Genomic DNA, 23,690 nt, shown 5'->3' on the forward strand with positions numbered 1-23,690 from the left:
GACCTCGACCTCGCCGCTCCGCCCCGCGTGCGTGAACGGCCCACTATGGACCAACACACCATCAGTCACGCTCCGTTGAACCGCATAGGACCGGTGCGGACCGGAACTGATCACTCTCCGTCGCATTCCGTCCGGTATCCGGAGAAGGGGGGCGCTGCAGGCACTCGGCTCGACCGATCCCGGCGAGTCGGCGCGCCGGACGGAGCAGACTGTGACCGTGGAAACCCTGCCTGTCGAGGCCACCCAGTTCATCGGCCGTGAAGCCGAACTCGCGTACCTGGAGCAGGAGCTGAGCGACCATCGGCTGCTCACACTCACCGGCGTGGGCGGCGTCGGCAAGACGCGACTCGCCGCCCGCCTGGCCCTGCGCACGGGCCCGCGCCTGGCGGACGCGGTGTGCTTCGTGCCGCTCTCCCCGCTGCACGACCCGACGCTGCTCGGCAACGTACTCCTGGAGGAGCTGCGGCTCGCCGACAACTCGAACGAGGACGCCACCGACGTCGTCGCCCAGTGGCTCGCCGACAAGCGGGTGCTGCTCGTGCTCGACACGTGCGAGCACCTCCTGGACGACTGCGGCCGCCTCGTCCGCAAGCTGCTCGACGTCGCGCCCGGCCTTCGCGTCCTCGCGACGAGCAGGCAGCCGCTGGGGCTCGCCGACGAGAACCGGTTCATGGTCGCGCCGCTGCCCGTCACGGCCGAGGGCGACGAGGAGCGGCCCGGCGACGCGGTCGCGCTCTTCGCCGACCGGGCCGCGCTCGCCTCCCCCGGTTTCCGGCTCGGGCCCGGCGAGCGGGGCGTCGCCGAGGCAGTCTGCCGGCACCTCGACGGCATCCCGCTGGCGATCGAACTGGCCGCGGCCCGGCTCTCCGAACTCCCCCTGGAACGACTCGGCTCCCTGCTCGGCGACCGCCTCGACGCGCTGACCGCGTCGGACGGGCACACCGGACCCCCGCGCCATCGCACCCTGCGCGCCACCATCGGCTGGAGCCACGAACTGTGCACGCCGCTCGAACGGCTGCTGTGGGCGCGGCTCTCCGTGTTCACCGGCGGCTTCGACCCGGCGGGTGCGCGGGCGGTGGGCCGCGGCGGGCCGCTCGGCGAGGACGCGGTGCCCGGGGCGCTCGACGGGCTCGTGGCCAAATCACTGGTGCGGCGCAGGCCCGGCGGGCGCTACGACATGCTCGACACGGTCCGCGAGTTCGGGGCGTCGTGGCTGGAGCAGCTCGGACCCGAGGAGGTGACGGGGGCGCGGCGCAGGCACCGGGACTTCCACCTGGAGCTCGCGCGGCTGGCGGACGCCGGCTGGATGGGGCGCGAGCAGGAGCAGTGGTACGAGCGCCTCGTCACCGACCACCCCAACTTCCGCATGGCGCTCGACTTCTGCCTGGAGACCCGCGACGGACCGGCCGCGCAGCGGCTCTGCGGGCACCTGTGGATCCTCTGGTTCCCCTGCGGGTTCGCCCGCGAGGGCCGGCGGTACGCGGAGGCGGCGCTGGCCCTGTCCGAGCAGCCAGGGCCCGAGTATCTGCTCGCTCTGTGGGCCTGGGGGGTGGCAGCGATGACAGGCGGCGACATGGAGACGGGCCTGAAGGTGTCGAGGCTGTTCCGCGAGCACACGCTGCCCGCGCCCTCGCCGGCCCAGGCGACGGCTGTGTCCCATCTGGAAGGTACGTCGCTGTGTCTGATGGGCCGACTGACCGAGGCCGCGGACGTCCTCGACGCAGCCCCGGACACCCGTACGTACACCGGCCCCTATGAGGCCGCCTGGTTCGTGGCGACGGCCTGCCGCTCGGTCACCCACGTCATGTCGGGCGAGTTCACGGAAGCCGCCGAGGTGGCCGCCAAGCTGGTCGCCGAGTGCGACCGGCGCGGCGAGCAGTGGGCACGCGCCTGGGCCAGCTGGGCGGCGGCCCTCGCGGCGAACGGCCAGGACCGTCCCGACGAGGCCGCGCGGCACGCGCTCACCACCATCGCGGGCAAGTCCCGGTTCCGCGACCGGGTGGGCGTCGCCGTCGCGATCGACGCGCTGGCCGCCTCGCTGAGCACGCTCGGCGAGCCCCGCCGCGCGGCCCGGCTGCTCGGCATCGGCCAGCGCGTGTGGCAGAGCCTGGGCCGCCCCCAGCTCGGCTCCCCCGACCTGGTGGCCACGCGGAACCGCACGGAGCACCGCATCCGGGAGACGCTCGGCGACAGCGCGTACGAGTCGCAGTACGCGGCGGGCCTGGAGATGGACACCGCGGACGGCATCGCCTACAGCCTGGCCACGAAAACCGGTGTCGACACCGGCTGACCGCGCCCCCGCACCGCTACGCTCCCCCGCATGATCACAGGAGCGCACACCATCCTCTACTCCTCCGACGCGGACGCCGACCGGGCCTTCCTCCGGGACGTGCTCGGCTTCCCCAACGTCGATGCCGGGGGCGGCTGGCTGATCTTCGCGGCGCCGCCCTCCGAGATCGCGGTGCATCCGACGGAGGACGCACCCAAGCACGAGCTGACGCTGATGTGCGACGACGTGGACCGTACGATCACCGAACTCACGGACAAGGGCGTCGAGTTCACGTCCCCCGTCCAGGACATGCGCTGGGGCCGCCTCACGTCGTTCCGCCTGCCGGGCGGCGGCGAGATGGGCCTGTACCAGCCCCTCCACCCGACGGCCCACGCCTGAGTCCTTAGCGCGCCGGGGCCACCAGCCCCGACTCGTACGCGGCGATCACCAACTGCGCCCGGTCCCGCGCGGCCAGCTTGCCCATGATCCGGCTGACGTGGGTCTTGGCGGTGAGCGGGCTGAGCCCCAGCGCCTCGGCGATCTCGGTGTTGTTGAGCCCACGCGCGACGAGCGCGAGCACTTGGCGCTCGCGCTCCGACAGCTGACCGAGTGCGTCGCCCGTCGACGGCGCGGGCACCTCCGGGGCGCGCAGCACACGGGCGATGAGCCGGGCGGTGGGCCCCGGCGACAGCAACGCCTCCCCCGCGGCCACGATCCGTATGGCATCGAGGAGTTCGGCGGGCCTGGTGTCCTTCACGAGGAACCCGGAGGCCCCGGCGCGCAGGGCCTCGACCACGTACTCGTCGGTGTCGTACGTGGTCAGCACCAGCACCTTCACACCCGCCAGATCCTCATCGGCGGCGAGCAGCCGGGTGGCCTCGATCCCATCGAGCTCGGGCATCCGGACATCCATGACAACAAAGTCGGCCCGAGCCCCCTTGGCCACCTCAACAGCTTCCCGCCCGGTGCCGGCCTGCCCCACCACATCCATATCGGCAGCGGACTCCACGAGCATGGCGAACGCGGCCCGCACGAGCGTCTGATCGTCGGCAAGCACCACGCGAATCCCATTCACTCGCTGGTCCCTTCAAGCCCCTGCATTTCAAGCCCCGCTCTGGGACGAGAGCCAGCGGGGTCCGGGGCAGAGCCCCGTGACGTCAACGGCAACGTAGCCCGCACCTCGAACCCACCCGAACCCCGAGGCCCCGCCTCCACCACACCCCCCACACTCCGCGCCCGCTCCCGCATCCCCACCAACCCGAACCCCGGCACGGCTGCCGCATCCGCATCCACACCACCCCCGACTCCGTCATCCACCACAGAAACCTCCACCGCCCCGGGCACCGCACGCAGCGCAACCCACACCGACAGACCCGCCCCACCGTGCCGCACCGCGTTGGTCAACGCCTCCTGAACGATCCGGTACGCCGCCGCACCCACCGCCGCCGGCACCGGCACCGGCACCACGGCAGCCTCAAGATCGCACCGCACCGAAACCCCCGACGTACGCGCCGCCTCCGCCAACTCCGGTATCCCGTCCACCCCCGGCAGAGCCCCCCGCGCATCGTCCGCCGGCGACCGCAACACCTCCAACGTCGCCCGGAGTTCACCCCGCGCCGCACGGCACGTATCGGCGATGTCGTCGAGCGCCGCAGCCACGGCCGCCCGGTCGAGCCGCTCGGGATCCGCGTTCAGGACATGCGCCGCGACGGACGTCTGCACGCCGACCAACGTGATGCTGTGCGCCAGCAGATCGTGCAGATCACGCGCCACCCGCAACCGCTCCTCGGCGACCCGCCGCCGCGCCTCCTCCTCCCGCGTCCGCTCCGCCCGCTCGGCCCGCTCGACGACCGAGGCGAGGTACTGCCGGTGCACCCGCACGTAGACGCCGAGCAGCAGCACGACGACGACCCACCCGGAGATCCTGAGCGCGTCCGTGCCCTCGGCCATCCCTGCGCTGAACTTGACCGCGAGCATCAGCCCGACGACGCACGCACCGACGAGCACCGTACGCCGCGGCCGCCCGGACACGGCGACGGTGAAAAGGCCGAACAGCGAGGCGGCCAGCGGCGCGGAGTGGTGGAAGTCCATCGCGTGGTACGGCAGGACGAAGGCGATGAGAACGAGGAACGAGCCGAGCGGCGCACTCCGCCGCCAGATCAACGGCACATGCGCACCCAGCAGCAACACCCAGCCCACAGCCGTGAGTTGACGCCCGTCGGCGACGGGCACGGCCAGCGCCACACCGGCGTCGACGAGCGCGAGCCCCGCCGCGAGGAGCGCGTCCTGGCGCCGTACGCGGCCGGGGTCCGGCGGCCCGGCGCGGCGCGCGGGACCGTTCAGGAGAACACGTGGCACATCCACCGCCCCATCTTCGGTGAGGAACGTGCCCCTCCGGCAGGGAGAGGCACGTTCGATGCGGGTCCTTCGGTCACGGAGCCGGCACGAACTCCCGCTCCGGGGCCGACGGCGGCGCGGCCTCGTCCCGCTTCCGGGACAGCGGCCCCGGCCACCACACCTTCCGGCCGAGCGCGTAGGACGCCGACGTCACGAGATACGTCCGCACGAGGAAGGTGTCGAGGAGCACCCCGACCGCGATCACGAAGCCCAGCTCGACGAGTTGGACCAGCGGCATGCTGGTGAGCACGGCGAACGTGGCCGCGAGCACCAGGCCCGCCGACGCGATCACCGCCCCGGTCGTCCGCAGCGCGGTGAGCGCCGCCGCCCCGGTCGGCGCCCCGCCGAGCACCTCCTCCCGCATCCGGTGCATCAGGAAGATCCCGTAATCCACACCGAGGGCGACGAGGAAGACGAAGGACAGCAGCCCGAGCCCCGGGTCGGTGCCCTCGAAGCCGAACAGCGGCCCGAAGACGAGCCCGCCGATGCCGAGCGCCGCTCCCCACACCGCGACCACGGCGGCGAGCAACAGCAGTGGCGCGACGAGCGAGCGCAACAGCGCGACCAGGATCAGCAGCACGGCGGCGAGCACGATCGGCACGACGACGAGCCGGTCGCGGGCGTTGGTGTCCTTCAGATCGAGCTGCTCGGCGCTCGGCCCGCCGACGTAGGCCCCCTGCCCGTCGAGCCCGTCGCGCAGCGCCTCGATGGTCGCGGTCTCGGCGGCGGTCTGCGGCGCGGCCTTCGCGACCACGTTGATCTCGGTCCAGCCGCCGCCACCGCGCCCGCGCGTGACGTCGGTGACTCCGTCGGTGTCGCGCGCGGTGGCGACCGCCTCAGCGGCCTTGCCGGTGGGCGCGATGACGGTGATCGGCTGGCTGCTGGCCTCGGGGTAGGCATCGGCGAGGGTCCGCATCGCGACGACCGAGTCCGGCTTGTCGGTGAAGGAGTCCTCCTGCTTGAGGCTGCCGGGCAGCGCGAAGGCTCCCAGCGCGAGCGCCCCGAGCAGCACGGCCCCGACGCCCAGCACGGTGAGCGGCCTGCGCCCCGCCGACGAGCCCATCGCCGTGAACAGCGACCTGCGCTCCTTCGGCCGCGAGCCGAACGCGGGCACCAGCGGCCAGAACACCCGCCGCCCGAGCAGCACGAGCACGGCCGGCAGCAGCGTCAGCATGGCGACGAGCGCGCACAGCACGCCGACGGCCCCCAACGGGCCCATCCCGCGACTGGAGTTGAGGTCGGCGGCGAGCAGGCACAGCAGCCCTACGGCGACGGTCGCGGACGAGGCGAGCACGGCGGGCCCGCAGCCGCGCAGGGCCGCGCGCATGGCGTCGTACGGCCGCTCGAACCTTCGTAGCTCCTCCCGGTACCGGGACACGATGAGCAGCGCGTAATCCGTCCCCGCGCCGAACACGAGGATCGTCATCACGCCCTGGCTCTGCCCGCTGATCGTGGTCCCGAAGGCCTGGTTGAGGCCGTACGCGACGCCCATCGACAGGAAGTCGGCGACCCCCGCGACGGCGAGCGGCACGAGCCACAGGAACGGGCTGCGGTAGATCAGGATCAGCAGCAGCGCGACGACGGCCACGGTGGTGTAGAGCAGCGGCCCGTCGAGCGACTGGTACACCTCGGACGCGTCGGTGGCCACCGCCCCGGGCCCGCCGACGTCGACGCTCATCCCGGCGCCGGTGTCATGGGCGATGTCCCGTACGTCGTTCACGAACGCGTCCCGGGCCTTCTCGTCCTGCCCGGGGGACGTACTGGCGACGGGGTACATCACGGTGTCACCGCTCTTGGACGGCACGCCCTCCGGCGCCCGTACAAGATTCAACTCACGTTCTATGTCCGCTACTTGGTCCGACGCGGCCGCGCGGTCGGCGGAACTGAGCCCGCCGTCCCGGTGATACACGAGCACCAACTCGGTGGTCTCGCCGCCCGGCAACTGGTCCTGGATCTTCGCGACCTGCGTCGAGTCGGCGCTCGCGGGCAGGTAGTCGACGGCCCGGTTGTGCTGTACGTCGCCGAGCTTGCCGGCGAAGGGCCCCGCGAAGGCAAGCACGGCGATCCACAGCGCGAGCACCCCCCAGGGAACCGCGATCCGCCTCATGGGTTGACCCCTCTCTGCCACCGAAATCCGACACATCCAGATTCCGATCCAGAGGGACCCAACACGTCGCCCGAGGGACCGAGTTGGGAGGTACTGCGGCGGGCGTCAGGGCCGGCCGACTACTCCCCGGGGAGTATCAACCGGGGGCTCCATTTTGGAGCCCCTGCGGCGATTGAGCAGCGGGGTCCGGGGCAGAGCCCCGAGACGTAGGCTCAGCTCGGCGTACGAGCAGCGACAGCCAGCAGCTCTCCGACCTCATCCGTGCACAAGGTAAGAGCCGCGCCCACCGTGCCGAGCACATCCCGCTCACCCGCCGAATACACCCCGTCCGCGAGGGCAATCCGCGCCCCCTGCAACAGGATCGACTCCCGCCCCGCCGGAGCGAGATGCTGCGCGAGCGGATCGAGCGCCTCGTGCAGCTCTATGGCGAGCCCGGCCCCCGTCCCGCACTGCTCGGCGACGCGCCCCGCATCGGTCACCAACGCCTCGACGAGCGCCGCGAGTTGTTCCTCGGAGGTGTCCTCGAACCCGGCGTCCCGCAACGTACCCACCGCGCATTCGAGCGCCTGCGGCGACGTGCCACCGCCCGCGAGCACCGCGAGCACCACCGTGTGCACGGCGTCCCGCAGCATCGCCGAGAAGCGGTGCGTGGTGGGGTGGTCGAGCGCGTCCGTGCCGAACCGGCCCTCGCAGGCCGCGCATTCGACGACGGGGCCCGCCTGCCCGCGCGGCACGACGGGAACGCCGAGCAGCACCAACCGTCGTTTCCCGGTCCGCCGTTGGTAGTTGCGATCGCCGCCGCAGCCCGGACAGAAGAACTCGCCGTCGCCCACGGTGGTCCATATGGCGTGCACCCCGAACACCCGCGAGAGCCCGGTCAGTCCCATGCGTCCATGATTCGGCAGCACGTCGCACACCTCCCGTCGTGGCGCCGCATCATCGCGGCGTTGGCGTGATGTTAGCCACATTGTTGATGCGGCGTCAGTACCTTGGTCACGCCGAGGTCACGGAACTTCTCGTTCCTGGCCGGGACACGACGCGGCCCCGCACACCCACAAAAGGTGCACGGGGCCGAGAAAGCGCAGCTCAACCGGGTCAGCGGCTCGCGCGGTTGACCGCGGAGACGACCGCCTTCAGCGACGCACGTGTCGTGTTCGCATCGGTGCCGATGCCCCACAGAACCTTGTCCCCGATGGCGACCTCGATGTACGAGGCGGCGACCGCGGAGGCGCCCTCGCTCATCGTGTGCTCCTGGTAGTCCAGCAGACGGGCGTCGATGCCGATGCCCTGCAGGGCGTGGAAGAACGCGGAGATCGGACCGTTGCCGGTGCCGACCAGGACCTGCTCCTCGCCGTCCACCTCGGCCTCGACGGTCAGCGTGTCGACGCCGTCCGTGTCGGTCGTGGTCTGGCCCGTCTTGACCTGGATGCGGCCCCACGGGTTGGCCGGGTTCGGCAGGTACTCGTCCTGGAAGACGCTCCAGATGTCCTTCGGCGTGACCTCGCCGCCCTCGGCGTCCGTCTTCTGCTGGATGACCTTGGAGAACTCGACCTGCATACGGCGCGGCAGGTCCAGGTTGTGCCCGTCCTTCAGGACGTACGCGATGCCGCCCTTGCCGGACTGCGAGTTGACGCGGATGACGGCCTCGTAGGAGCGGCCGACGTCCTTCGGGTCGATCGGCAGGTACGGGACGGCCCACTCGATGTCGTCGACGGTGACGCCCTTGGCCTTGGCGTCGGCCTCCATGGCGTCGAAGCCCTTCTTGATGGCGTCCTGGTGGGAGCCGGAGAAGGACGTGTAGACCAGGTCGCCCACGTACGGGTGGCGCGGGTGGACCTCCATCTGGTTGCAGTACTCCCACGTACGACGGATCTCGTCGATGTGGGAGAAGTCGATCTGCGGGTCGACGCCCTGCGAGAACAGGTTCATGCCCAGGGTGACCAGGTCGACGTTGCCGGTGCGCTCGCCCTGTCCGAACAGGCAGCCCTCGACGCGGTCGCCGCCCGCCATCACGCCCAGCTCGGCGGCGGCGACGGCGGTGCCGCGGTCGTTGTGCGGGTGGATGGACAGGCACACGTACTCGCGGCGCGACAGGTTGCGCGACATCCACTCGAAGCGGTCCGCGTGCGTGGACGGCGTCGAACGCTCCACCGTGGCGGGCAGGTTGAGGATGATCTCGCGGTCCGGGCCCGGCTGGTAGACGTCCATGACGGCCTCACAGACCTCCAGGGCGAAGTCCAGCTCGGTGTCCGTGAAGATCTCGGGGCTGTACTGGTAGCCGAACTTCGTCTCCGGGCCCAGCAGCTTCTCCGCGTACTCCATGACCAGGCGCGTGCCGTCGACGGCGATCTGCTTGATCTCTTCCTTGGAGCCGCGGAAGACGACGCGGCGGAAGACCGGCGCCGTGGCGTTGTACAGGTGGAGCGTGGCGTTCTTGGCGCCCTTCAGGGACTCCACGGTCCGCTCGATCAGGTCCTCACGGGCCTGGGTCAGTACGGAGATCGTGACGTCGTCCGGGATGGCGGCCGGGTCCTCGATGATCGAGCGTACGAAGTCGAAGTCCGTCTGCCCCGACGCGGGGAAGCCGACCTCGATCTCCTTGTAGCCCATCTTGACCAGCAGGTCGAACATCGCGCGCTTACGGGCCGGCGACATCGGGTCGATCAGCGCCTGGTTGCCGTCGCGCAGGTCCGTGGAGAGCCAGCGGGGGGCGGTGGTGATCCGCTTGCCGGGCCACGTGCGGTCCGGGATGTCGACCTGGTCGTACTGGCCGTACTTGTGGATCGGCATGCTGCTGGGCTGCTGACGGTTTGCCATGATGCGTGGGCTCCTCGGAGGTGGCCTTGAAGGCGGCCGACGGCGCAACACCAAACTCCGCGGGGAGGGAGCCGACCTTGTCTACAGGCCCTCGCCGCGGCAGCTAAGGAGAAGCAGCCCGAAACGCATGATGCACCGCACCTTAGTCGAGTACCGCAGGACGCGAAGACCCGTATCAGTATGCGGGACCACGGACAGGTAACGGGTAAGAGGTGATCAATACCTCTATTTCGCTAATCATGGTGGCAGGTAGTGACAGCGGCATCACCCGGTGCCAGATTGCCTCGCATGACCGCAAATCCAACGGGGAACCCACAGGGGTTCGAGCCCGTGTTCTGCACCATCGTGCCGCCCCACATCCTCGACAAGGCAGCTCAGGCCGAGGACTCCGCGATCGCCGCCAAGGCCCGCCGCTCCCTCGAGCGCGACGGCTTCGAGCGCACGCGGCGCCGGCTGACGACCGTCATCGGCGCGCCCTCCGTCGCCCCGCCCGCGGGCCTCGAGGGCCAGAAGCCGCACCGCACCATCTACGACGCCCGGCACCACACGGAGCTGCCGGGGCGGAAGGTGCGCGGCGAGGGGGACAAGCCGGGCAAGGACGCGACCGTCAACCGTGCGTACGCGGGGCTCGGCGCGACGTTCGAGCTGTTCCTGGAGAAGTTCTCCCGGCACTCGATCGACGGCAACGGTCTGCCGTTGAACGCGACGGTGCACTACTCCGAGGAGTACAACAACGCGTTCTGGAACGGCGAGCAGATGGTGTTCGGCGACGGTGACGGCGAGATCTTCCTCGACTTCACCATCCCCGTCGACGTCATCGGCCACGAGCTGACCCACGGCGTCACGCAGTACACGGCGAACCTGACGTACTTCGGTCAGCCGGGCGCGCTCAACGAGTCGATGTCCGACGTCTTCGGCTCCCTCATCAAGCAGTACACGCTGGGCCAGTCCGCCTCCGAGGCCGACTGGCTGATCGGCGCCGGCCTGCTGGCTCCGCGCGTCACGGGCGTCGCCCTGCGCTCCATGAAGGCCCCGGGGACCGCCTACGACGACGATGTCCTCGGCAAGGACCCGCAGCCCGCCGACATGGACCACTTCGTGAAGACGGGCCGTGACAACGGCGGCGTGCACATCAACTCCGGCATCCCCAACCACGCGTTCTACATCCTGGCCGAGGCGCTCGGCGGGAACGCGTGGGAGCGGGCGGGCCAGATCTGGTACGACACCCTCACCGGCGGCGAGCTCGCGCAGGACTGCCTCTTCGTCGACTTCGCCAAGGCGACGGTGAAGGCCGCGAAGTCCCGTTACAACGAGGGCGAGGAGTACCAGTCGGTGCTCAAGGCCTGGGAGCAGGTCGGCGTTCCTACCCAGTAGGCGCCAGTAGGAGTAGACAGGGACCCATGCGTATTCACGTCTCACGCACGGGCGGATTCGCCGGCATCGACCGGCACGCCGAGGTGGACACGGCGGGCCGGTCCGATGCCCACGAGTGGCACGCCCTGGCCGAGAAGGCGGTGTCCTCCGGCCGGGCCACGCCCCCCATCGGCGTACCCGACGGCTTCAGCTACACGATCACGGTCGACGACACGACCGTGTACTGCGCCGACCCCCACCTCTCGGAGGAACAACGCAGGCTGATCTCACGGGTGTTGAAGGAGGGCGCTTGAGTTCGGCCGATTAAAGCCCCTGCGGCGATTGAGCAGCGGGGTCCGGGGCAGAGCCCCGAGTCCGCAACCCCGGTCCGGCTAAAGGACACCCGCGTCCCGGGCCGCCCACACCGACGGAAACACCGGCCGATACCCCAGCTCGTGCCGGAGGCGATCCGTGGACATCACCGAGTGCCACGGATCCGGCGCCACCTTCTCGTACGCCTCCGCCGGCACCGGAACTCCACCGATCCCCAGAATGTCGACCGTCGTCACCGGCGCGTCATCCGCGATGTTGTACACCCCGTCCGCCCCGGCCGCGTACAACAACCTCCGCAGCCCCTGCGTCACATCCACGTGATGCCCCATGTGCAGCCTCTGCATCGCCGGCCAGGCAACCGCCCACTCCAGCACATTGTCGAGATGCGGATCCCCGTCCCCGTACACGAAGGGCAGCCGCGCGATCCGCAGGTCGTCGAGCCCGTCGAGGCCCCGCAGCGCCCGCTCCGCCTCCCACTTGGACTCGGGATACGCACCCCACTGGATCCCGCCCGGCACCGTCTCGTCCGACTCCACGAGCGGCCGCCCCCGACCGGCCCCGTACACGAGCCCCGTGCTGACCTGCACGAACCTCCGCACACCCGAGGCCACCGCGGCCCGGCCCAGCTCGATCGCCGCGTCCCGGTTGACCGCCCGCGCCTCCTCGTCCGGCACCCCGCGGAACGCCGCGGCGACGTTGACCACGGAGTCCACCCCGGTCGTCGCCTTGCCCAGCACGCCGGCGTCGCGCAGATCGCCGACCACCACGTCCGCGCCCAGCTCGGCGAACCGCTCCCCGCGAGCCTCGTCCCGTACGAGGACCCGCACCCGGTCCCCCTTCGGCGCGCCCGCCAGCAGTCGGGGCACGAAGCGCCGCCCGACCTGTCCCGTCGCACCCGTCACCAGTGTCAGCATGGCCGCCTCCTCGATAGCGATGTCGTAGCCATGCCTTGAAGCCTCGGAGATCCGGGCGCCCGGCGGGAGAGACGCGTTCATCCAGGGACCGACACTCCCTGGATACGAGCTGGATACGGCGGCCGACCCGCGCGATCCTGAATACGTGAACCGCCCCGAACTCGCCGACTTCCTGCGCCGCTCCCGCACCCGCCTGTCCCCGCCCGACGTAGGGCTGACAGCGGGTCCGCGCCGCCGCACCCCGGGCCTGCGCCGCGAGGAGGTGGCGCAGCTCGCCGGGATGTCCACGGACTACTACACGCGGCTCGAACAGCGCCGGGGCTCGCACCCGTCGCGGCAGATGCTCACCGCCCTGGCCCGCGCGCTGCGCCTGTCCGACGTCGAGCGGGACCATCTGTTCCATCTGGCGGGCGAGGAGCCGCCGCGGCCCGGGGTCTCGTCGGAGCACGTCAGTCCGGGCCTGCTGCTGATCCTGGACCGGCTGTACGACCTGCCGGCGTCGGTGATGAGCGACTGGGGCACGGTGCTCGCGCAGAACCCGATGTCGGTGGCGCTCACCGGGGAGCACGTCGGGGAGAACATGGTGCGCCGCTGGTTCGTGGAGCCGGACTGCCGGGCCCTGTTCCCGCCGGAGGCGCACGAGCCGCACGCCCGCGCCCATGTGGCGGGTCTGCGCGCGGTCACCGCGGCCCGCCCCGACGATCCGGGTCCCGCCGCGCTCGTGACCGAGCTGCGCGCCGGTTCGAGGGAGTTCGAGTCGATGTGGCGCAGGCACGACGTCGTGGTGAACCGGCCGTCACCGAAGCGCTTCGTGCACCCCGTGGTCGGCGTCCTCGACCTCGACTGCGAGGTGCTGACCGGCAACGGCCACGGCCAGCAGCTCGTCGTGCACTCGGCGCGGCCGGGCACGGAGACGTACGAACGCCTGGAACTGCTGCGGGTGATCGGCCTCCAGGACCTGACGCCGAGCGACCCGGCGTAACCGGGCCACTGGCAGGTTCAGAATCCGAGCTTGCGCAGCTGCCGCGGGTCCCGCTGCCAGTCCTTGGCTACCTTGACGTGCAGGTCCAGGTAGACCGGCGTACCGAGGAGCGCCTCGATCTGCTTGCGGGACTTGATGCCGACGTCCTTGAGGCGCTTGCCCTTCGGGCCGATGATGATGCCCTTCTGGCTGGGCCGCTCGATGTAGACGAACGCGTGGATGTCGAGGAGCGGCTTGTCCTTGGGCCGGTCCTCGCGCGGCAGCATCTCCTCCACCACGACGGCGATGGAGTGCGGCAGCTCGTCCCGTACGCCCTCCAGCGCGGCCTCGCGGATCAGCTCCGCGACCATGACCTGCTCGGGCTCGTCCGTGAGGTCGCCCTCGGGGTAGAGCATCGGCCCTTCGGGCAGCATCGGGATCAGCAGGTCGGCGAGCAGGTCCACCTGCGACTCGCCGACGGCCGACACCGGCACGATCTCCGCCCACTCGATGCCCAGCTCCCGGCCCAGCTGGTCGATGGCGATGAGCTGCTCGGCGAGGGTCTTGCTGTCGACGAGGTCCGTCTTGGTGACGATGGCGACCTTCGGCGTCTTCTTGATCGACGCGAGTTCCTTGGCGATGAACTTGTCACCGGGGCCGAGCTTCTGGTCGGCGGGCAGGCAGAAGCCGATCACGTCGACCTCGGCCCACGTGGTGCGCACCACGTCGTTGAGCCGCTCGCCCAGCAACGTACGCGGCTTGTGCAGGCCGGGGGTGTCCACCAGGATCAGCTGCGCGTCCTCGCGGTGCACGATGCCGCGCACGGTGTGCCGCGTGGTCTGCGGCTGGTCGGCGGTGATCGCCACCTTCTTGCCGACCAGAGCGTTCGTGAGGGTGGACTTGCCCGCGTTGGGGCGGCCGACGAAGCAGGCGAAGCCGGCGCGGTGCGCGGGCTCCGAGGAATTCGACGACTGGGACGGCTGGGTACGAGCGCTCATGGCGCCCATTGTCCCCGATGGCGGGGGTGCCGCAGCACAGTGAGGCCCCGGTAACCACCCGGCAACAAGAAACACGGCGGAAACCCGTACGTGCGGTTCCGGAAACGCGGACCCATGACGCTGATCGGCATGCCTGCCTCGACCGTGCCCCTCGCCGCCCCCGCACTCGATACCGGCGACACCGCCTGGCTGCTCGCCGCCACCGCCCTCGTGCTGCTCATGACGCCGGGACTCGCGCTCTTCTACGGCGGCATGGTCCGCACGAAGAGCGTCCTGAACATGCTGATGATGAGCTTTGTGTCGATCGCGCTCGTGACGGTGGTGTGGCTGGTCGCGGGCTACTCGCTCGCCTTCGGCGACGACGCCTTCGCGGGCCTGATCGGCGGCCTGGAGCACGCGGGCATGGTCGGCATCGGACCGTCCGACGTCACCGGCACGGTCCCGACCTTCCTCTTCACGACCTTCCAGCTGACCTTCGCGATCCTCACCACGGCGCTGATCAGCGGGGCGGTCGCGGACCGTACGAAATTCGGGGCGTGGCTGGTCTTCGTACCCGTCTGGGCACTGCTCGTATACGTTCCCGTGGCGCACTGGGTGTGGGGCCCCGGAGGCTGGATCGCGAACCACCTCGGAGCCCTCGATTTCGCGGGCGGACTCGTCGTGGAGATCGCCTCGGGCGCGTCGGGCCTGGCCCTCTGTCTCGTCCTCGGCCCGCGCATCGGCTTCAAGAAGGACGCGATGCGCCCGCACAACCTGCCGATGGTGGTCATGGGCGCGGGCCTGCTGTGGTTCGGCTGGCTGGGCTTCAACGGCGGCTCGGCGCTCGGCGCGAACGGCATCGCCGCGGCCTCCCTCTTCAACACCCTGATCGCGGGCTGCACGGGGCTGCTGGGCTGGCTGTTCGTGGAGCAGCGGCGGGACGGGCACCCGACGACGTTCGGCGCGGCCTCGGGCGCGGTCGCCGGTCTGGTCGCGATCACCCCGGCCTGCGGGGTCGTCGGCGTGCCGGGCGCGGCTGTCGTCGGGCTCGTGGCCGGTGTCGTCTGCTCGTACGCGGTCGCCTGGAAGCTGCGCTTCCACTACGACGACTCCCTCGACGTCGTCGGCGTGCACTTCATCGGCGGTGTGGTGGGCACGCTCCTCATCGGCCTGTTCGCGACATCCGCGATGACGGGCTCGGCGGCGAAGGTGGGTCTGCTGTACGGCGGCGGGTTCGGCCAGCTCGGCAAGCAACTGCTCGCGGTGCTGGTGGTCGCGGCCTACACCTTCCTCGTCACGTACGGGATCGGGAAGGCCATCGACAAGCTGATGGGCTTCCGGGCCGGGGCCGACGAGGAGATGACCGGACTCGACCAGACGGCGCACGCGGAGAGTGCGTACGATCACGGCGTCCTGAGCGCCTCTCCCGTTGCCCGAAAGGTCGCGCCATGAAGTTGATCACCGCGGTCGTGAAGCCCTTCCGCCTCGACGAGGTCAAGACCGCGCTCCAGGAGCTGGGCATCATGGGCCTGACCGTGACCGAGGCGAGCGGCTACGGCCGTCAGCGCGGGCACACGGAGGTGTACCGGGGTGCCGAGTACCAGGTCGACCTGGTCCCGAAGGTACGGGTCGAGGTCGTCGTCGAGGACGCGGACCTCGAACCCGCGATGGACGCGATCGTGCGGGCCGCACGGACCGGGAAGATCGGCGACGGCAAGGTCTGGGCGGTCCCGGTCGAAACGGTCGTCCGCGTCCGCACCGGCGAGCACGGCCCGGACGCGATCTGACGTCCTTTGCCCGACCGGCACATTCAAGCGCGGGCCCGGAAACCTAGCCCCTGCGGCGATTGAGCAGCGGGGTCCGGGGCAGAGCCCCGATCTTTCCAGCCCCTGCGGCGATTGAGCAGCGGGGCCCGGGGCAGAGCCCCGAGACCGCAACGCCGGTACGGCTTAAAGGCCCGCCTTCGCGCCGCAGACCGGCCACGCCCCCGGCCCCTGTTCGGCCAGAACCTTGTTGGCGACAGCCATCTGCTCCGACGGCGTCGCCTGATGCGCAGAGGCGGCGTACTGCGTACCCCCATACGCGGCCCACGTGGACGACGTGAACTGCAGCCCACCCGAGAACCCGTTCCCCGTGTTCGCGGCCCAGTTCCCACTGGCCTCGCACCGGGCAACGGACTGCCACTGGGACGCCGACGCCCCGGTGGCCGCCGAAGCGCTGCCGGTGCCCGCGAGCACCATCACCCCACTGGCCCCGGCCAGAACGGCGGCCGTGCCAAGACGACGAGTACGGGACATACGGGCGGCGGAGGGACGACGAAGCACGGCGGAGAACACGAAGCAGAACCTTTGTTTGGGGACGTGGTAGGCCGCCCGGTGCGGCGGCCGGTCGGTCGGCTGCCGCAGCGGGCGACCACTCCACCGTGAGCCACGCCGAGCCCCCGACCCATGGGCCGCCCGACCCACCGCGCCACCCTTCGGTCCCGCCCCGGGGTCCCGTCCCGCCGGGACCTGCGCCCCGGGTCATTGGTCCCGCCGCCCGCTCCCCGGGCCCCCGCGCCCGCACGCACGACGCCCGCCGCACCGGGCCGTCGGGCCCGGGTGAGCGGCGGGCGTGAGGGTGCTCACAAAGCCGTTGCGCGCAAGGGAGTTCAGCCCGCCCGCAGCGCCTCCTTCACCGCACCGTCGCCCCCGGCGAGGAACACCGGCGTACCGGCCCCGCCCAGGTCACGTACGGCCGCGAGGTCCTCGGCCGGAAGCTCGTCGGACGCGGAGACGACGGCCGCCGCCTCCAGGGACTGCGCTCCGGACGCCACCGCCATGGCGACGGCCGTCTGCAGCGCGCTCAGCTTCAGGGAGTCGAGGGCGACGGTGCCCGCGACGTAGGTGCGCCCCGTCTCGTCACGCACGGCCGCGCCCTCGGGCACACCGTTGCGGGCCCGCGTGGAGCGGGCCAGGGTGACGATCTTGCGGTCCTCGGGGCCGAGGTCGGTGCTCTCAGTCATGAGGTGAGCATAAGGAAGTGGGTCGGGTTCACCCTGCGACGGGGTACATCGCCCCACGCCGCCCCTCCGGCGACGCCAGCCACTCCAGCTTCGCCGCGGTGTCCGCCTCGGCCATCGGAGTGTGCAGCACGACGGTGAGGTCCGGCCGCGCGGGGATCTTCATGGCGGTCGACTCCATGACCAGCAGCCCGGCCACGGGATGCGTGAGCTCCTTGCGGACCTGCCCCTGCGGCTTGATGTCGCGGCGCTCCCACAGCTCCACGAACTCCGGGCTCACCTCCTTGAGTTCGGCGACGACCTCCTGGAAGCCCTCGTCGTCGGGGCACTCGGAGCAGGCGGCACGGAACTGGGCGACGACCGTCGCCGCGTTCTGCTCCCAGCTCTCGCTGCGGGCGCGGTAGAGGGAGTCGGTGAAGAAGTCGATGACGCAGTTCTGCCGGTTCTCCGGGCGCATCGCCAGGACGATCGCCGCCGCGTCGTTGTACATCACGCAGTTGTAGTACGCGTCCATGATGTGCGCCGGGAACGGCATCCAGGCGTCGATGAGCCGCTGCAGCCCGTCGCACATCTGCTGGTCGCCCGGATCCACCTCGTACGCGGGCGGGTTGAGCCCCGCGAGCACATACAGGTGGCGCCGCTCCGCACTCGTCAGCTTCAGGACGCGGGCCACGGCGTCGAGCACCTGCGGCGACACCGAGATGTCCCGGCCCTGCTCCAGCCACTGGTACCAGGAGGCGCCGACCCCGGCGAGCACGGCGACTTCTTCGCGGCGCAGGCCTGGCGTACGGCGCCGGGCACCGCCGTCGGGCAGGCCCGCCTCGGTGGGCGAGACCCGCGCCCGCCGGCTCATCAGGAACTCCCGCAACTCGCTGAGCCGGTGCTTCTTGAGCGCTGCGCTCTCGGCCACGTACGACTCCCCCGGTTGTCTGGTGGTGCGACCACCAGCATAAGTTCCCACTCTCCACGGTTATTCCGGTCGTAGAAAGCTCTTGGCCATGGCGATCGACACCGCAACCTCCACCGAGACCTCCACGGCTCCCCTGTCCCAACGACCCGCCGCGCCCCGCCTGTCGGGCCGCGACAAGCTCGTCCTCTTCGTCCTGTGCGCCGCCCAGTTCATGGTGGCGCTCGACTTCTCCGTGCTGAACGTGGCGCTGCCGGTGCTCGGTCCCGACCTCGGTATGAGCACGTCCGCGCTGCAGTGGGCGGTGACCGCCTTCGCCCTGCCGTCCGGTGGCTTCCTGCTCCTCTTCGGCCGGATCGGCGACCTGTACGGGCGGCGCCGGATCTTCCTGTCAGGGCTCGCCCTGTTCGGCGCGGCCTCGCTGCTCGCGACGTTCGCCTGGGACCCGGCGTCCTTCCTCGCGGGCCGCGCGCTGCAGGGCATGGGCGCGGCGGCGATCGTGCCGACCGGGATGTCGCTGCTGACCACGACGTTCCCTGAGGGCCCGCAGCGCGACAAGGCGCTCGGCATCTCCGGCACGCTGATGTCCCTCGGTTTCACCGTCGGCATGGTGGCCGGCGGAGTCCTCACCGACGCGCTCGGCTGGCGCTCCACGATGGGCCTGCTGACCCTGTTCGCCGTGCTCGTGCTGCCGCTCGCACCCGGACTGCTGCCCGAGTCCCGCACCCCGGACCGCCCGCGCCTGGACATCCCCGGCGCCGTCACGGTCACGGGCGGCCTGCTCGCCCTGATCTACGCGCTGTCCACGGCGGCGGAGGTCGGCTTCGGCCGCGCCGACGTCCTCATCACGCTCGTCGCGGGCCTCGCCCTGCTGACCGCGTTCGTCTCCATCGAGTCCCGCAGCGCCCAGCCGCTGGTGTCGCTGCCGATGCTGCGCCGCCGCACCATCGCATGGGGCAATCTGGGCGGCCTGGTCACCTTCTCGATGATGTCGACGATCGTCTTCGTGCTGACCCTCTACCTCCAGGAGGTCCTGCACCTGTCGGCCTTCGAGACCGGCCTCGTCTTCGGCGTCCAGGGCGTCCTGTCGGTGGTCGCGGGGGCGTACACGCCGAAGGTCGTCGGCCGCTTCGGCGCCCGCCGCACCCTCATCGGCTCGCTCGCCGGACAGGGCGTGCTCATCGCCTCGCTCCTGGGGATCGGCACCGACGGCGCCTCGGTCTGGCTCGCGACCGCCGGAGTCTCGCTGGCCAGCGCCTTCCACCTGGGCGCGATCATCTCGTACGGCCTCACGGTCACCTCGGGCGTGCCGAACGAGGAGCAGGGCCTGGCCACGGGCCTGGTCACCTCGACCCAGCAGATCGGCATCACCGTCGGCATCCCGCTGCTCGGCGTCCTCGCGACGACGTCCACGGACCTGCTGACCGGTGCGCACACGGTGATCACGCTCGCCGCGGCGATCACCCTGGTGGCGGCGGCGCTGGTGGCGCTGGGCCTGCGGCCGAGGAAGGCCTAGGGCCCTCCTGGCGGGTGCTAGGCCCGGTCGAGCCGGAGCCGCTCCGCCTTCGGCAGGCCCGCCACCACCAGGTCGTACGAGTCCTCGATGAGCTCCCGGACCAGCCGGTCCGGGAGCTCGTCGGGGCTTTCGACGGTCACCGTGTTCCAGTGCCGCTTGTTCATGTGCCAGCCGGGCACGATGAGGCCCTCGTACTCACCGCGGAGCCGCACCGCGTCCTCGGGGGCGCACTTGAGGTTCACGGTCAGCGGGCTCGCGTCGAGGAACGACAGGGCGAACATCTTGCCCAGCACCTTGAACACGGAGATCTCCGGACTGAACGGGAAGTCCTCCACCGCCGCGTTGAACGACAGGCAGAACGCGCGCAGCTCCTTCGGGGTCATCCGGCGCCCTCCTCCTGGCCGCCGACCGGCTCCGAGAGCACGGTCACGATCTTGTTCCGGCGGCCCGCCGCGGCCTCCGCGGTCAGCCGCAGCGCCCGCCCGTCGGGCAGGGTGACCAGGGACGAGGCCCCGGCGATCGGGACCCGGCCGAGGGCCTTGGCCAGCAGCCCGCCCACCGTCTCCACGTCCTCGTCGTCGAACTCCTCGATGCCGTACAGCTCGCCGAGGTCGCCGATGTCGAGGCGGGACGTCACCCGGAACCGCTCGTCGCCGAGCTCCTCCACGGAGGACACCTCGCGGTCGTACTCGTCGGTGATCTCGCCGACGATCTCCTCGAGGATGTCCTCGATCGTGACGATGCCGGCCGTGCCGCCGTACTCGTCGATCACGACGGCGACGTGCGTGCGCAGCTGCTGCATCTCGCGCAGCAGATCGCCCGCGTTCTTGGTGTCGGGCACGAAGGTCGCGGGCCGCATGGCGGTCGACACCAGCTCGGCCTCGGCGTCCCGGTTGATGTGCGTCTTGCGCGAAAGGTCCTTCAGGTACACGACACCCACGACGTCGTCCTCGCTCTCGCCGACCACGGGGATCCGCGAGAACCCGGACCGCAGGGCGAGGGTGAGGGCCTGCCGGATGGTCTTGTACCGCTCGATGACGACGAGGTCGGTGCGCGGCACCATGACCTCCCGCACGAGGGTGTCGCCCAGCTCGAAGACGGAGTGCACCATGCGGCGCTCCTCGTCCTCGATGAGGGACTCCTTCTCGGCGAGGTCGACCAGGGCCCGCAGCTCGGCCTCGGAGGCGAAGGGGCCGCGCCGGAAGCCCTTGCCGGGGGTGAGCGCGTTACCGATGAGGATCAGCAGCGGCGGGATCGGACCCATGATCCGAGCCAGCGGCAGCAGCACGTACGCGGCCGCGGTCGCGGTGTTCAGCGGGTGCTGGCGGCCGATGGTGCGCGGCGAGACGCCCACGGCCACGTACGACACCAGCACCATCACGCCGATGGCGACGAGCAGCGCCTGCCACGTCTCCTGGAACTCCTCCAGGCACGCGTACGTGACGAGCGAGGCGGCCGCCATCTCGCAGGCGACGCGCACCAGGAGCGCCACGTTCAGATAGCGCGTCGGGTCGGCGGCCACCTGGGAGAGCTTGGCGCTGCCGCGCCGCCCGGACCGAACGGCCTCCTCGGCACGGAAGCTCGACACCCGCGCGAGGCCGGCCTCGGCGCAGGCGGCGAGCCAGGCGATCACGACCAGCGCGACGGCCCCGGCGATCAGCGAAAAGCTCATGACACGGTCGGCGCCGGCGACGGCCCCGTCAGTCCCTTCTCCGCACGCCAGCCGTCCACGATGCCCGCCTGGAGACCGAACATCTCGGCCTTCTCGTCGGCCTCTTCGTGGTCGTACCCGAGCAGGTGCAGCACCCCGTGCACGGTGAGGAGCTGGAGCTCCTCGTTCATGGAGTGCTGCGTGGGCGCGTCCTCACCCTGCTGCTTGGCGACCTCCGGGCACAGCACGATGTCGCCGAGCAGGCCCTGCGGGGCCTCGTCCTCGTCCTTCATCGGCGGCCGCAGCTCGTCCATCGGGAACGACATGACATCCGTCGGCCCCGGCAGGTCCATCCACTGCACGTGCAGCTGCTCCATGGCGTCGCCGTCGACGACGATCACCGAGAGCTCCGACAGCGGGTGGATCCGCATCCGGGCGAGTGCGTAGCGGGCGATGTCGAGGATCGCCTGCTCGTCGACCTCGGTTCCGGACTCGTTGTTGACGTCGATCGACATGGCGCTGTTGGACTACTTTCCTTGGTTCCCTCTGGGACGGCCCTTGTGAGTGCCGTTCTCCGTACCGTGCTCGGTGTCGTACTTCTCGTACGCGTCGACGATACGGCCGACGAGCTTGTGCCTCACCACGTCCTGGGACGTGAGCCGGGAGAAGTTCACGTCCTCGACGTCCGTCAGGATGTCCTGCACCTGCTTGAGCCCGCTCTTCGTGCCGCCCGGCAGGTCGACCTGCGTCACGTCACCCGTGATCACGATCTTCGAGTCGAAACCGAGCCGGGTCAGGAACATCTTCATCTGCTCGGGCGTCGTGTTCTGCGCCTCGTCGAGGATGATGAAGGCCGAGTTGATGGTGCGGCCGCGCATGTAGGCCAGCGGCGCCACCTCGATCGTCCCCGCCGCCATCAGACGCGGGATCGAGTCCGGGTCGAGCATGTCGTGCAGCGCGTCGTACAGGGGGCGCAGGTACGGGTCGATCTTCTCGTACAGCGTTCCCGGAAGGAATCCGAGCCGCTCGCCCGCCTCCACCGCAGGACGGGTCAGGATGATCCGGTCGACCTGCTTGGCCTGCAGGGCCTGGACGGCCTTGGCCATCGCCAGGTACGTCTTGCCGGTGCCCGCCGGGCCGATGCCGAAGACGATCGTGTTCTTGTCGATCGCGTCGACGTACCGCTTCTGGTTCAGCGTCTTCGGCCGGATCGTGCGGCCCCGCGACGACAGGATGTTCTGCGTGAGCACCTCGGCGGGCGTCTCCTGCCCGTTGCTCCCGCCGGCCTTCAGCATGGCGATGGAACGCTCCACGGCGTCCTCGGTCATCGGTGCCCCTGTCCTCAGTACCAGCATCATCTCGTCGAACAGGCGCTGGATGAGGGCGACTTCCCCCGACTCCCCGGTCGCGCTGATCTCATTGCCCCGGACGTGGATGTCGGCCTCCGGGAAGGCCTTCTCGATCACTCGCAGCAGCGCGTCCCCCGACCCGAGCACCTCGACCATGGGGTGCTTCGGCGGAACGGTGAACTGTGCGCGGGCGCTGGATGGTGTCTGCGTCATGAGCCGGGCCTGTGGCCCTTGCGTCCTCCCCGTACGGGACTTTCTGCGGTGTTGTCCTGCACCGCCAAGGGTACGGCGCGGGTACGACAACGCCGAGCGGGTTTCGGATACGGCCGGGAGCCCGTCGGGCCCCCGGCCGTATTACGTCAGTCCTCCAGGCGGGCGTAGCGGCGGGTGCCGCGCGGGCGGAAGCCGACGCGCTCGTACACGCGGCGTGAGTCGTGCCCGCCGTACTCCAGCCACACCGACGCGGCGCCGCGCTCGTGCAGCAGCACGCGGGCCAGTTCGGCGGTGACGGCGCCGGCGATGCCCCGGCCCCGGTGGGTGGGGCGGGTGCCGACGCCGGCCAGTTCGGCGGTGCCCGCGGCGGGGGCGCTGCACAGGGCGCCACCGGCGACGGTGCCGTCGTCGGCCCGCACGAAGCGGACGGCGCCGCCGTTCTCCTCGGTGCGCCGCAGCCGCGCGGCCCCTTCGGGCGACGAGGCGAACTCCCCGCTGAACGCCTCGGCGAGCGTCGCGTCGAGCGCGAGGTAGTCGCCGTCGTCGGCCGGGGCCTCGACGGTGGGGTGCGCGGGTACGACGAGCGTCTGCGCCGTGCACACCAGGTACGTGTGCTCGGCCTCGGCCGTGAACCCGGCGGCGTCGAGCGCGGCCGCGGCCTCCGGAGCGGCGCCCGGCGCGAACTCCAGGCGCGGGGTGAGGCCCCGCTCCCGGAACGCGGCGATGAGCGCGCGCACATCGGCGGCGGTGGGCTCGGCACCCGGCACCGGCGTCGCGTAATTGACGTACGGGCTGGTGGTGGCCGGATCGAACCCGAGCACGAACCCGGCCGTCTCGACCGGCTCCGGACGGCGGCGCAGGTGGGCGACGGTGAAGCTCTGGACGTCGATGTCCATGGTGATGGTGGTGTCCTCACGTGAAAGAA

22 protein-coding genes and 1 pseudogene are annotated in these 23,690 nt (G+C 70.9%); 8 read left to right on the forward strand and 15 right to left on the reverse strand.

Annotated features, from left to right (window positions below; translation table 11 throughout):
• Positions 1–217 precede the first annotated feature (217 nt).
• Together OHA73_RS15855 and OHA73_RS15860 are read left to right on the forward strand one after the other, a co-directional pair.
• Complete coding sequence (locus tag OHA73_RS15855; RefSeq protein ID WP_327655357.1) at positions 218–2,290, forward strand: ATP-binding protein; 2,073 nt, start codon at positions 218–220, stop codon at positions 2,288–2,290.
• Between the two features lie 30 nt (positions 2,291–2,320).
• The gene (locus OHA73_RS15860; RefSeq protein ID WP_327655358.1) at positions 2,321–2,668 is read left to right on the forward strand and encodes a VOC family protein; all 348 of its coding nucleotides are present in this window, start codon (positions 2,321–2,323) and stop codon (positions 2,666–2,668) included.
• Between the two features lie 4 nt (positions 2,669–2,672).
• On the opposite strand, the gene OHA73_RS15865 is transcribed toward OHA73_RS15860, so the two are convergent.
• The 5 genes from OHA73_RS15865 to leuA form a co-directional block, all read right to left on the reverse strand.
• Complete coding sequence (locus tag OHA73_RS15865; protein ID WP_327655359.1) at positions 2,673–3,344, reverse strand: response regulator transcription factor; 672 nt, start codon at positions 3,342–3,344, stop codon at positions 2,673–2,675.
• On the reverse strand, positions 3,341–4,633 hold the full coding sequence (locus OHA73_RS15870; RefSeq protein WP_327655360.1) for a sensor histidine kinase: 1,293 nt from the start codon (positions 4,631–4,633) through the stop codon (positions 3,341–3,343). The genes OHA73_RS15865 and OHA73_RS15870 overlap by 4 nt, the downstream gene beginning before the upstream one ends.
• A gap of 67 nt (positions 4,634–4,700) precedes the next feature.
• Complete coding sequence (locus tag OHA73_RS15875; protein WP_327655361.1) at positions 4,701–6,773, reverse strand: MMPL family transporter; 2,073 nt, start codon at positions 6,771–6,773, stop codon at positions 4,701–4,703.
• A gap of 212 nt (positions 6,774–6,985) precedes the next feature.
• A complete protein-coding gene (locus OHA73_RS15880) occupies positions 6,986–7,681 on the reverse strand; it encodes a TerB family tellurite resistance protein (protein ID WP_443063084.1) in 696 nt (231 codons plus the stop codon).
• Positions 7,682–7,868: 187 nt separating this feature from the next.
• Positions 7,869–9,590 (reverse strand): 2-isopropylmalate synthase, encoded by a 1,722-nt coding sequence (gene leuA, locus OHA73_RS15885; protein ID WP_327655363.1) that lies wholly within the window; start codon positions 9,588–9,590, stop codon positions 7,869–7,871.
• 288 nt (positions 9,591–9,878) lie between these two features.
• On the opposite strand from leuA, the gene OHA73_RS15890 reads away from it, so the two are divergent.
• Positions 9,879–10,964 carry a M4 family metallopeptidase gene (locus OHA73_RS15890; RefSeq protein ID WP_327655364.1) on the forward strand — a complete coding sequence of 362 codons (1,086 nt, stop codon included), beginning with the start codon at positions 9,879–9,881 and terminating at the stop codon, positions 10,962–10,964.
• A 26-nt stretch (positions 10,965–10,990) separates the two neighbouring features.
• On the forward strand, positions 10,991–11,257 hold the full coding sequence (locus OHA73_RS15895; RefSeq protein WP_327655365.1) for a protealysin inhibitor emfourin: 267 nt from the start codon (positions 10,991–10,993) through the stop codon (positions 11,255–11,257).
• 78 nt (positions 11,258–11,335) lie between these two features.
• On the opposite strand, the gene OHA73_RS15900 is transcribed toward OHA73_RS15895, so the two are convergent.
• Positions 11,336–12,190 carry an NAD-dependent epimerase/dehydratase family protein gene (locus tag OHA73_RS15900; RefSeq protein WP_327658469.1) on the reverse strand — a complete coding sequence of 285 codons (855 nt, stop codon included), beginning with the start codon at positions 12,188–12,190 and terminating at the stop codon, positions 11,336–11,338.
• 145 nt (positions 12,191–12,335) lie between these two features.
• Between OHA73_RS15900 and OHA73_RS15905 the strand changes: the two genes are divergently transcribed.
• The gene (locus OHA73_RS15905; protein ID WP_266719807.1) at positions 12,336–13,172 is read left to right on the forward strand and encodes a helix-turn-helix transcriptional regulator; all 837 of its coding nucleotides are present in this window, start codon (positions 12,336–12,338) and stop codon (positions 13,170–13,172) included.
• A 17-nt stretch (positions 13,173–13,189) separates the two neighbouring features.
• Here the strand turns inward: OHA73_RS15905 and era are convergent, their stop codons facing one another.
• Positions 13,190–14,158 carry a GTPase Era gene (gene era / locus OHA73_RS15910; RefSeq protein WP_327655366.1) on the reverse strand — a complete coding sequence of 323 codons (969 nt, stop codon included), beginning with the start codon at positions 14,156–14,158 and terminating at the stop codon, positions 13,190–13,192.
• A 120-nt stretch (positions 14,159–14,278) separates the two neighbouring features.
• On the opposite strand from era, the gene OHA73_RS15915 reads away from it, so the two are divergent.
• Both OHA73_RS15915 and OHA73_RS15920 read left to right on the forward strand, forming a co-directional pair.
• Positions 14,279–15,580, forward strand: a complete 1,302-nt coding sequence (locus tag OHA73_RS15915; protein ID WP_327655367.1) for an ammonium transporter — start codon at positions 14,279–14,281, stop codon at positions 15,578–15,580.
• Positions 15,577–15,915 carry a P-II family nitrogen regulator gene (locus OHA73_RS15920; RefSeq protein WP_266719804.1) on the forward strand — a complete coding sequence of 113 codons (339 nt, stop codon included), beginning with the start codon at positions 15,577–15,579 and terminating at the stop codon, positions 15,913–15,915. The genes OHA73_RS15915 and OHA73_RS15920 overlap by 4 nt, the downstream gene beginning before the upstream one ends.
• 180 nt (positions 15,916–16,095) lie before the next feature.
• Here the strand turns inward: OHA73_RS15920 and OHA73_RS15925 are convergent.
• The 3 genes and pseudogenes from OHA73_RS15925 to OHA73_RS15935 all read right to left on the reverse strand — a co-directional run.
• Positions 16,096–16,425: pseudogene (locus OHA73_RS15925) on the reverse strand (transglycosylase family protein); the annotation flags it as partial.
• A 353-nt stretch (positions 16,426–16,778) separates the two neighbouring features.
• Positions 16,779–17,132, reverse strand: coding sequence for a cytidine deaminase (locus OHA73_RS15930; RefSeq protein ID WP_266719803.1), 354 nt, complete (start codon positions 17,130–17,132; stop codon positions 16,779–16,781).
• Positions 17,133–17,160: 28 nt separating this feature from the next.
• Complete coding sequence (locus OHA73_RS15935; protein WP_266725483.1) at positions 17,161–17,982, reverse strand: helix-turn-helix transcriptional regulator; 822 nt, start codon at positions 17,980–17,982, stop codon at positions 17,161–17,163.
• 145 nt (positions 17,983–18,127) lie between these two features.
• On the opposite strand from OHA73_RS15935, the gene OHA73_RS15940 reads away from it, so the two are divergent.
• Entirely contained in the window at positions 18,128–19,552 is a 1,425-nt protein-coding gene (locus tag OHA73_RS15940; RefSeq protein ID WP_327655368.1) for an MFS transporter, read from the forward strand.
• Positions 19,553–19,569: 17 nt separating this feature from the next.
• Here the strand turns inward: OHA73_RS15940 and OHA73_RS15945 are convergent, their stop codons facing one another.
• The 5 genes from OHA73_RS15945 to OHA73_RS15965 form a co-directional block, all read right to left on the reverse strand.
• Positions 19,570–19,935 (reverse strand): MmcQ/YjbR family DNA-binding protein, encoded by a 366-nt coding sequence (locus tag OHA73_RS15945; RefSeq protein WP_266719799.1) that lies wholly within the window; start codon positions 19,933–19,935, stop codon positions 19,570–19,572.
• Positions 19,932–21,224, reverse strand: coding sequence for a hemolysin family protein (locus OHA73_RS15950; RefSeq protein ID WP_327655369.1), 1,293 nt, complete (start codon positions 21,222–21,224; stop codon positions 19,932–19,934). The genes OHA73_RS15945 and OHA73_RS15950 overlap by 4 nt, the downstream gene beginning before the upstream one ends.
• Positions 21,221–21,718, reverse strand: a complete 498-nt coding sequence (gene ybeY / locus OHA73_RS15955; protein WP_266719795.1) for an rRNA maturation RNase YbeY — start codon at positions 21,716–21,718, stop codon at positions 21,221–21,223. Before ybeY ends, OHA73_RS15950 begins: the two co-directional genes overlap by 4 nt.
• Before the next feature lie 12 nt (positions 21,719–21,730).
• On the reverse strand, positions 21,731–22,765 hold the full coding sequence (locus OHA73_RS15960) for a PhoH family protein (RefSeq protein ID WP_266719793.1): 1,035 nt from the start codon (positions 22,763–22,765) through the stop codon (positions 21,731–21,733).
• 146 nt (positions 22,766–22,911) lie between these two features.
• Positions 22,912–23,661, reverse strand: a complete 750-nt coding sequence (locus OHA73_RS15965) for a GNAT family N-acetyltransferase (RefSeq protein ID WP_267070505.1) — start codon at positions 23,659–23,661, stop codon at positions 22,912–22,914.
• Positions 23,662–23,690: the final 29 nt, after the last annotated feature.

The organism is Streptomyces sp. NBC_00483 (genome assembly GCF_036013745.1).
Taxonomy (GTDB): Bacteria; Actinomycetota; Actinomycetes; order Streptomycetales; family Streptomycetaceae; genus Streptomyces.

Excerpts from the sequence above, each read along its gene's own strand:
- OHA73_RS15890 (WP_327655364.1), top strand. The coding sequence starts at position 9,879 with ATGACCGCAAATCCAACGGGGAACCCACAGGGGTTCGAGCCCGTGTTC.
- OHA73_RS15915 (WP_327655367.1), top strand. The coding sequence starts at position 14,279 with ATGCCTGCCTCGACCGTGCCCCTCGCCGCCCCCGCACTCGATACCGGC.
- OHA73_RS15900 (WP_327658469.1), bottom strand. The coding sequence starts at position 12,190 with ATGCTGACACTGGTGACGGGTGCGACGGGACAGGTCGGGCGGCGCTTC.
- OHA73_RS15950 (WP_327655369.1), bottom strand. The coding sequence starts at position 21,224 with ATGAGCTTTTCGCTGATCGCCGGGGCCGTCGCGCTGGTCGTGATCGCC.
- ybeY (WP_266719795.1), bottom strand. The coding sequence starts at position 21,718 with ATGTCGATCGACGTCAACAACGAGTCCGGAACCGAGGTCGACGAGCAG.
- OHA73_RS15875 (WP_327655361.1), bottom strand. The coding sequence starts at position 6,773 with ATGAGGCGGATCGCGGTTCCCTGGGGGGTGCTCGCGCTGTGGATCGCC.
- OHA73_RS15860 (WP_327655358.1), top strand. The coding sequence starts at position 2,321 with ATGATCACAGGAGCGCACACCATCCTCTACTCCTCCGACGCGGACGCC.
- OHA73_RS15940 (WP_327655368.1), top strand. The coding sequence starts at position 18,128 with ATGGCGATCGACACCGCAACCTCCACCGAGACCTCCACGGCTCCCCTG.
- era (WP_327655366.1), bottom strand. The coding sequence starts at position 14,158 with ATGGGCGCCATGAGCGCTCGTACCCAGCCGTCCCAGTCGTCGAATTCC.
- OHA73_RS15920 (WP_266719804.1), top strand. The coding sequence starts at position 15,577 with ATGAAGTTGATCACCGCGGTCGTGAAGCCCTTCCGCCTCGACGAGGTC.
- OHA73_RS15945 (WP_266719799.1), bottom strand. The coding sequence starts at position 19,935 with ATGACCCCGAAGGAGCTGCGCGCGTTCTGCCTGTCGTTCAACGCGGCG.
- OHA73_RS15965 (WP_267070505.1), bottom strand. The coding sequence starts at position 23,661 with ATGGACATCGACGTCCAGAGCTTCACCGTCGCCCACCTGCGCCGCCGT.
- leuA (WP_327655363.1), bottom strand. The coding sequence starts at position 9,590 with ATGGCAAACCGTCAGCAGCCCAGCAGCATGCCGATCCACAAGTACGGC.
- OHA73_RS15935 (WP_266725483.1), bottom strand. The coding sequence starts at position 17,982 with ATGAGCCGGCGGGCGCGGGTCTCGCCCACCGAGGCGGGCCTGCCCGAC.
- OHA73_RS15930 (WP_266719803.1), bottom strand. The coding sequence starts at position 17,132 with ATGACTGAGAGCACCGACCTCGGCCCCGAGGACCGCAAGATCGTCACC.
- OHA73_RS15960 (WP_266719793.1), bottom strand. The coding sequence starts at position 22,765 with ATGACGCAGACACCATCCAGCGCCCGCGCACAGTTCACCGTTCCGCCG.
- OHA73_RS15895 (WP_327655365.1), top strand. The coding sequence starts at position 10,991 with ATGCGTATTCACGTCTCACGCACGGGCGGATTCGCCGGCATCGACCGG.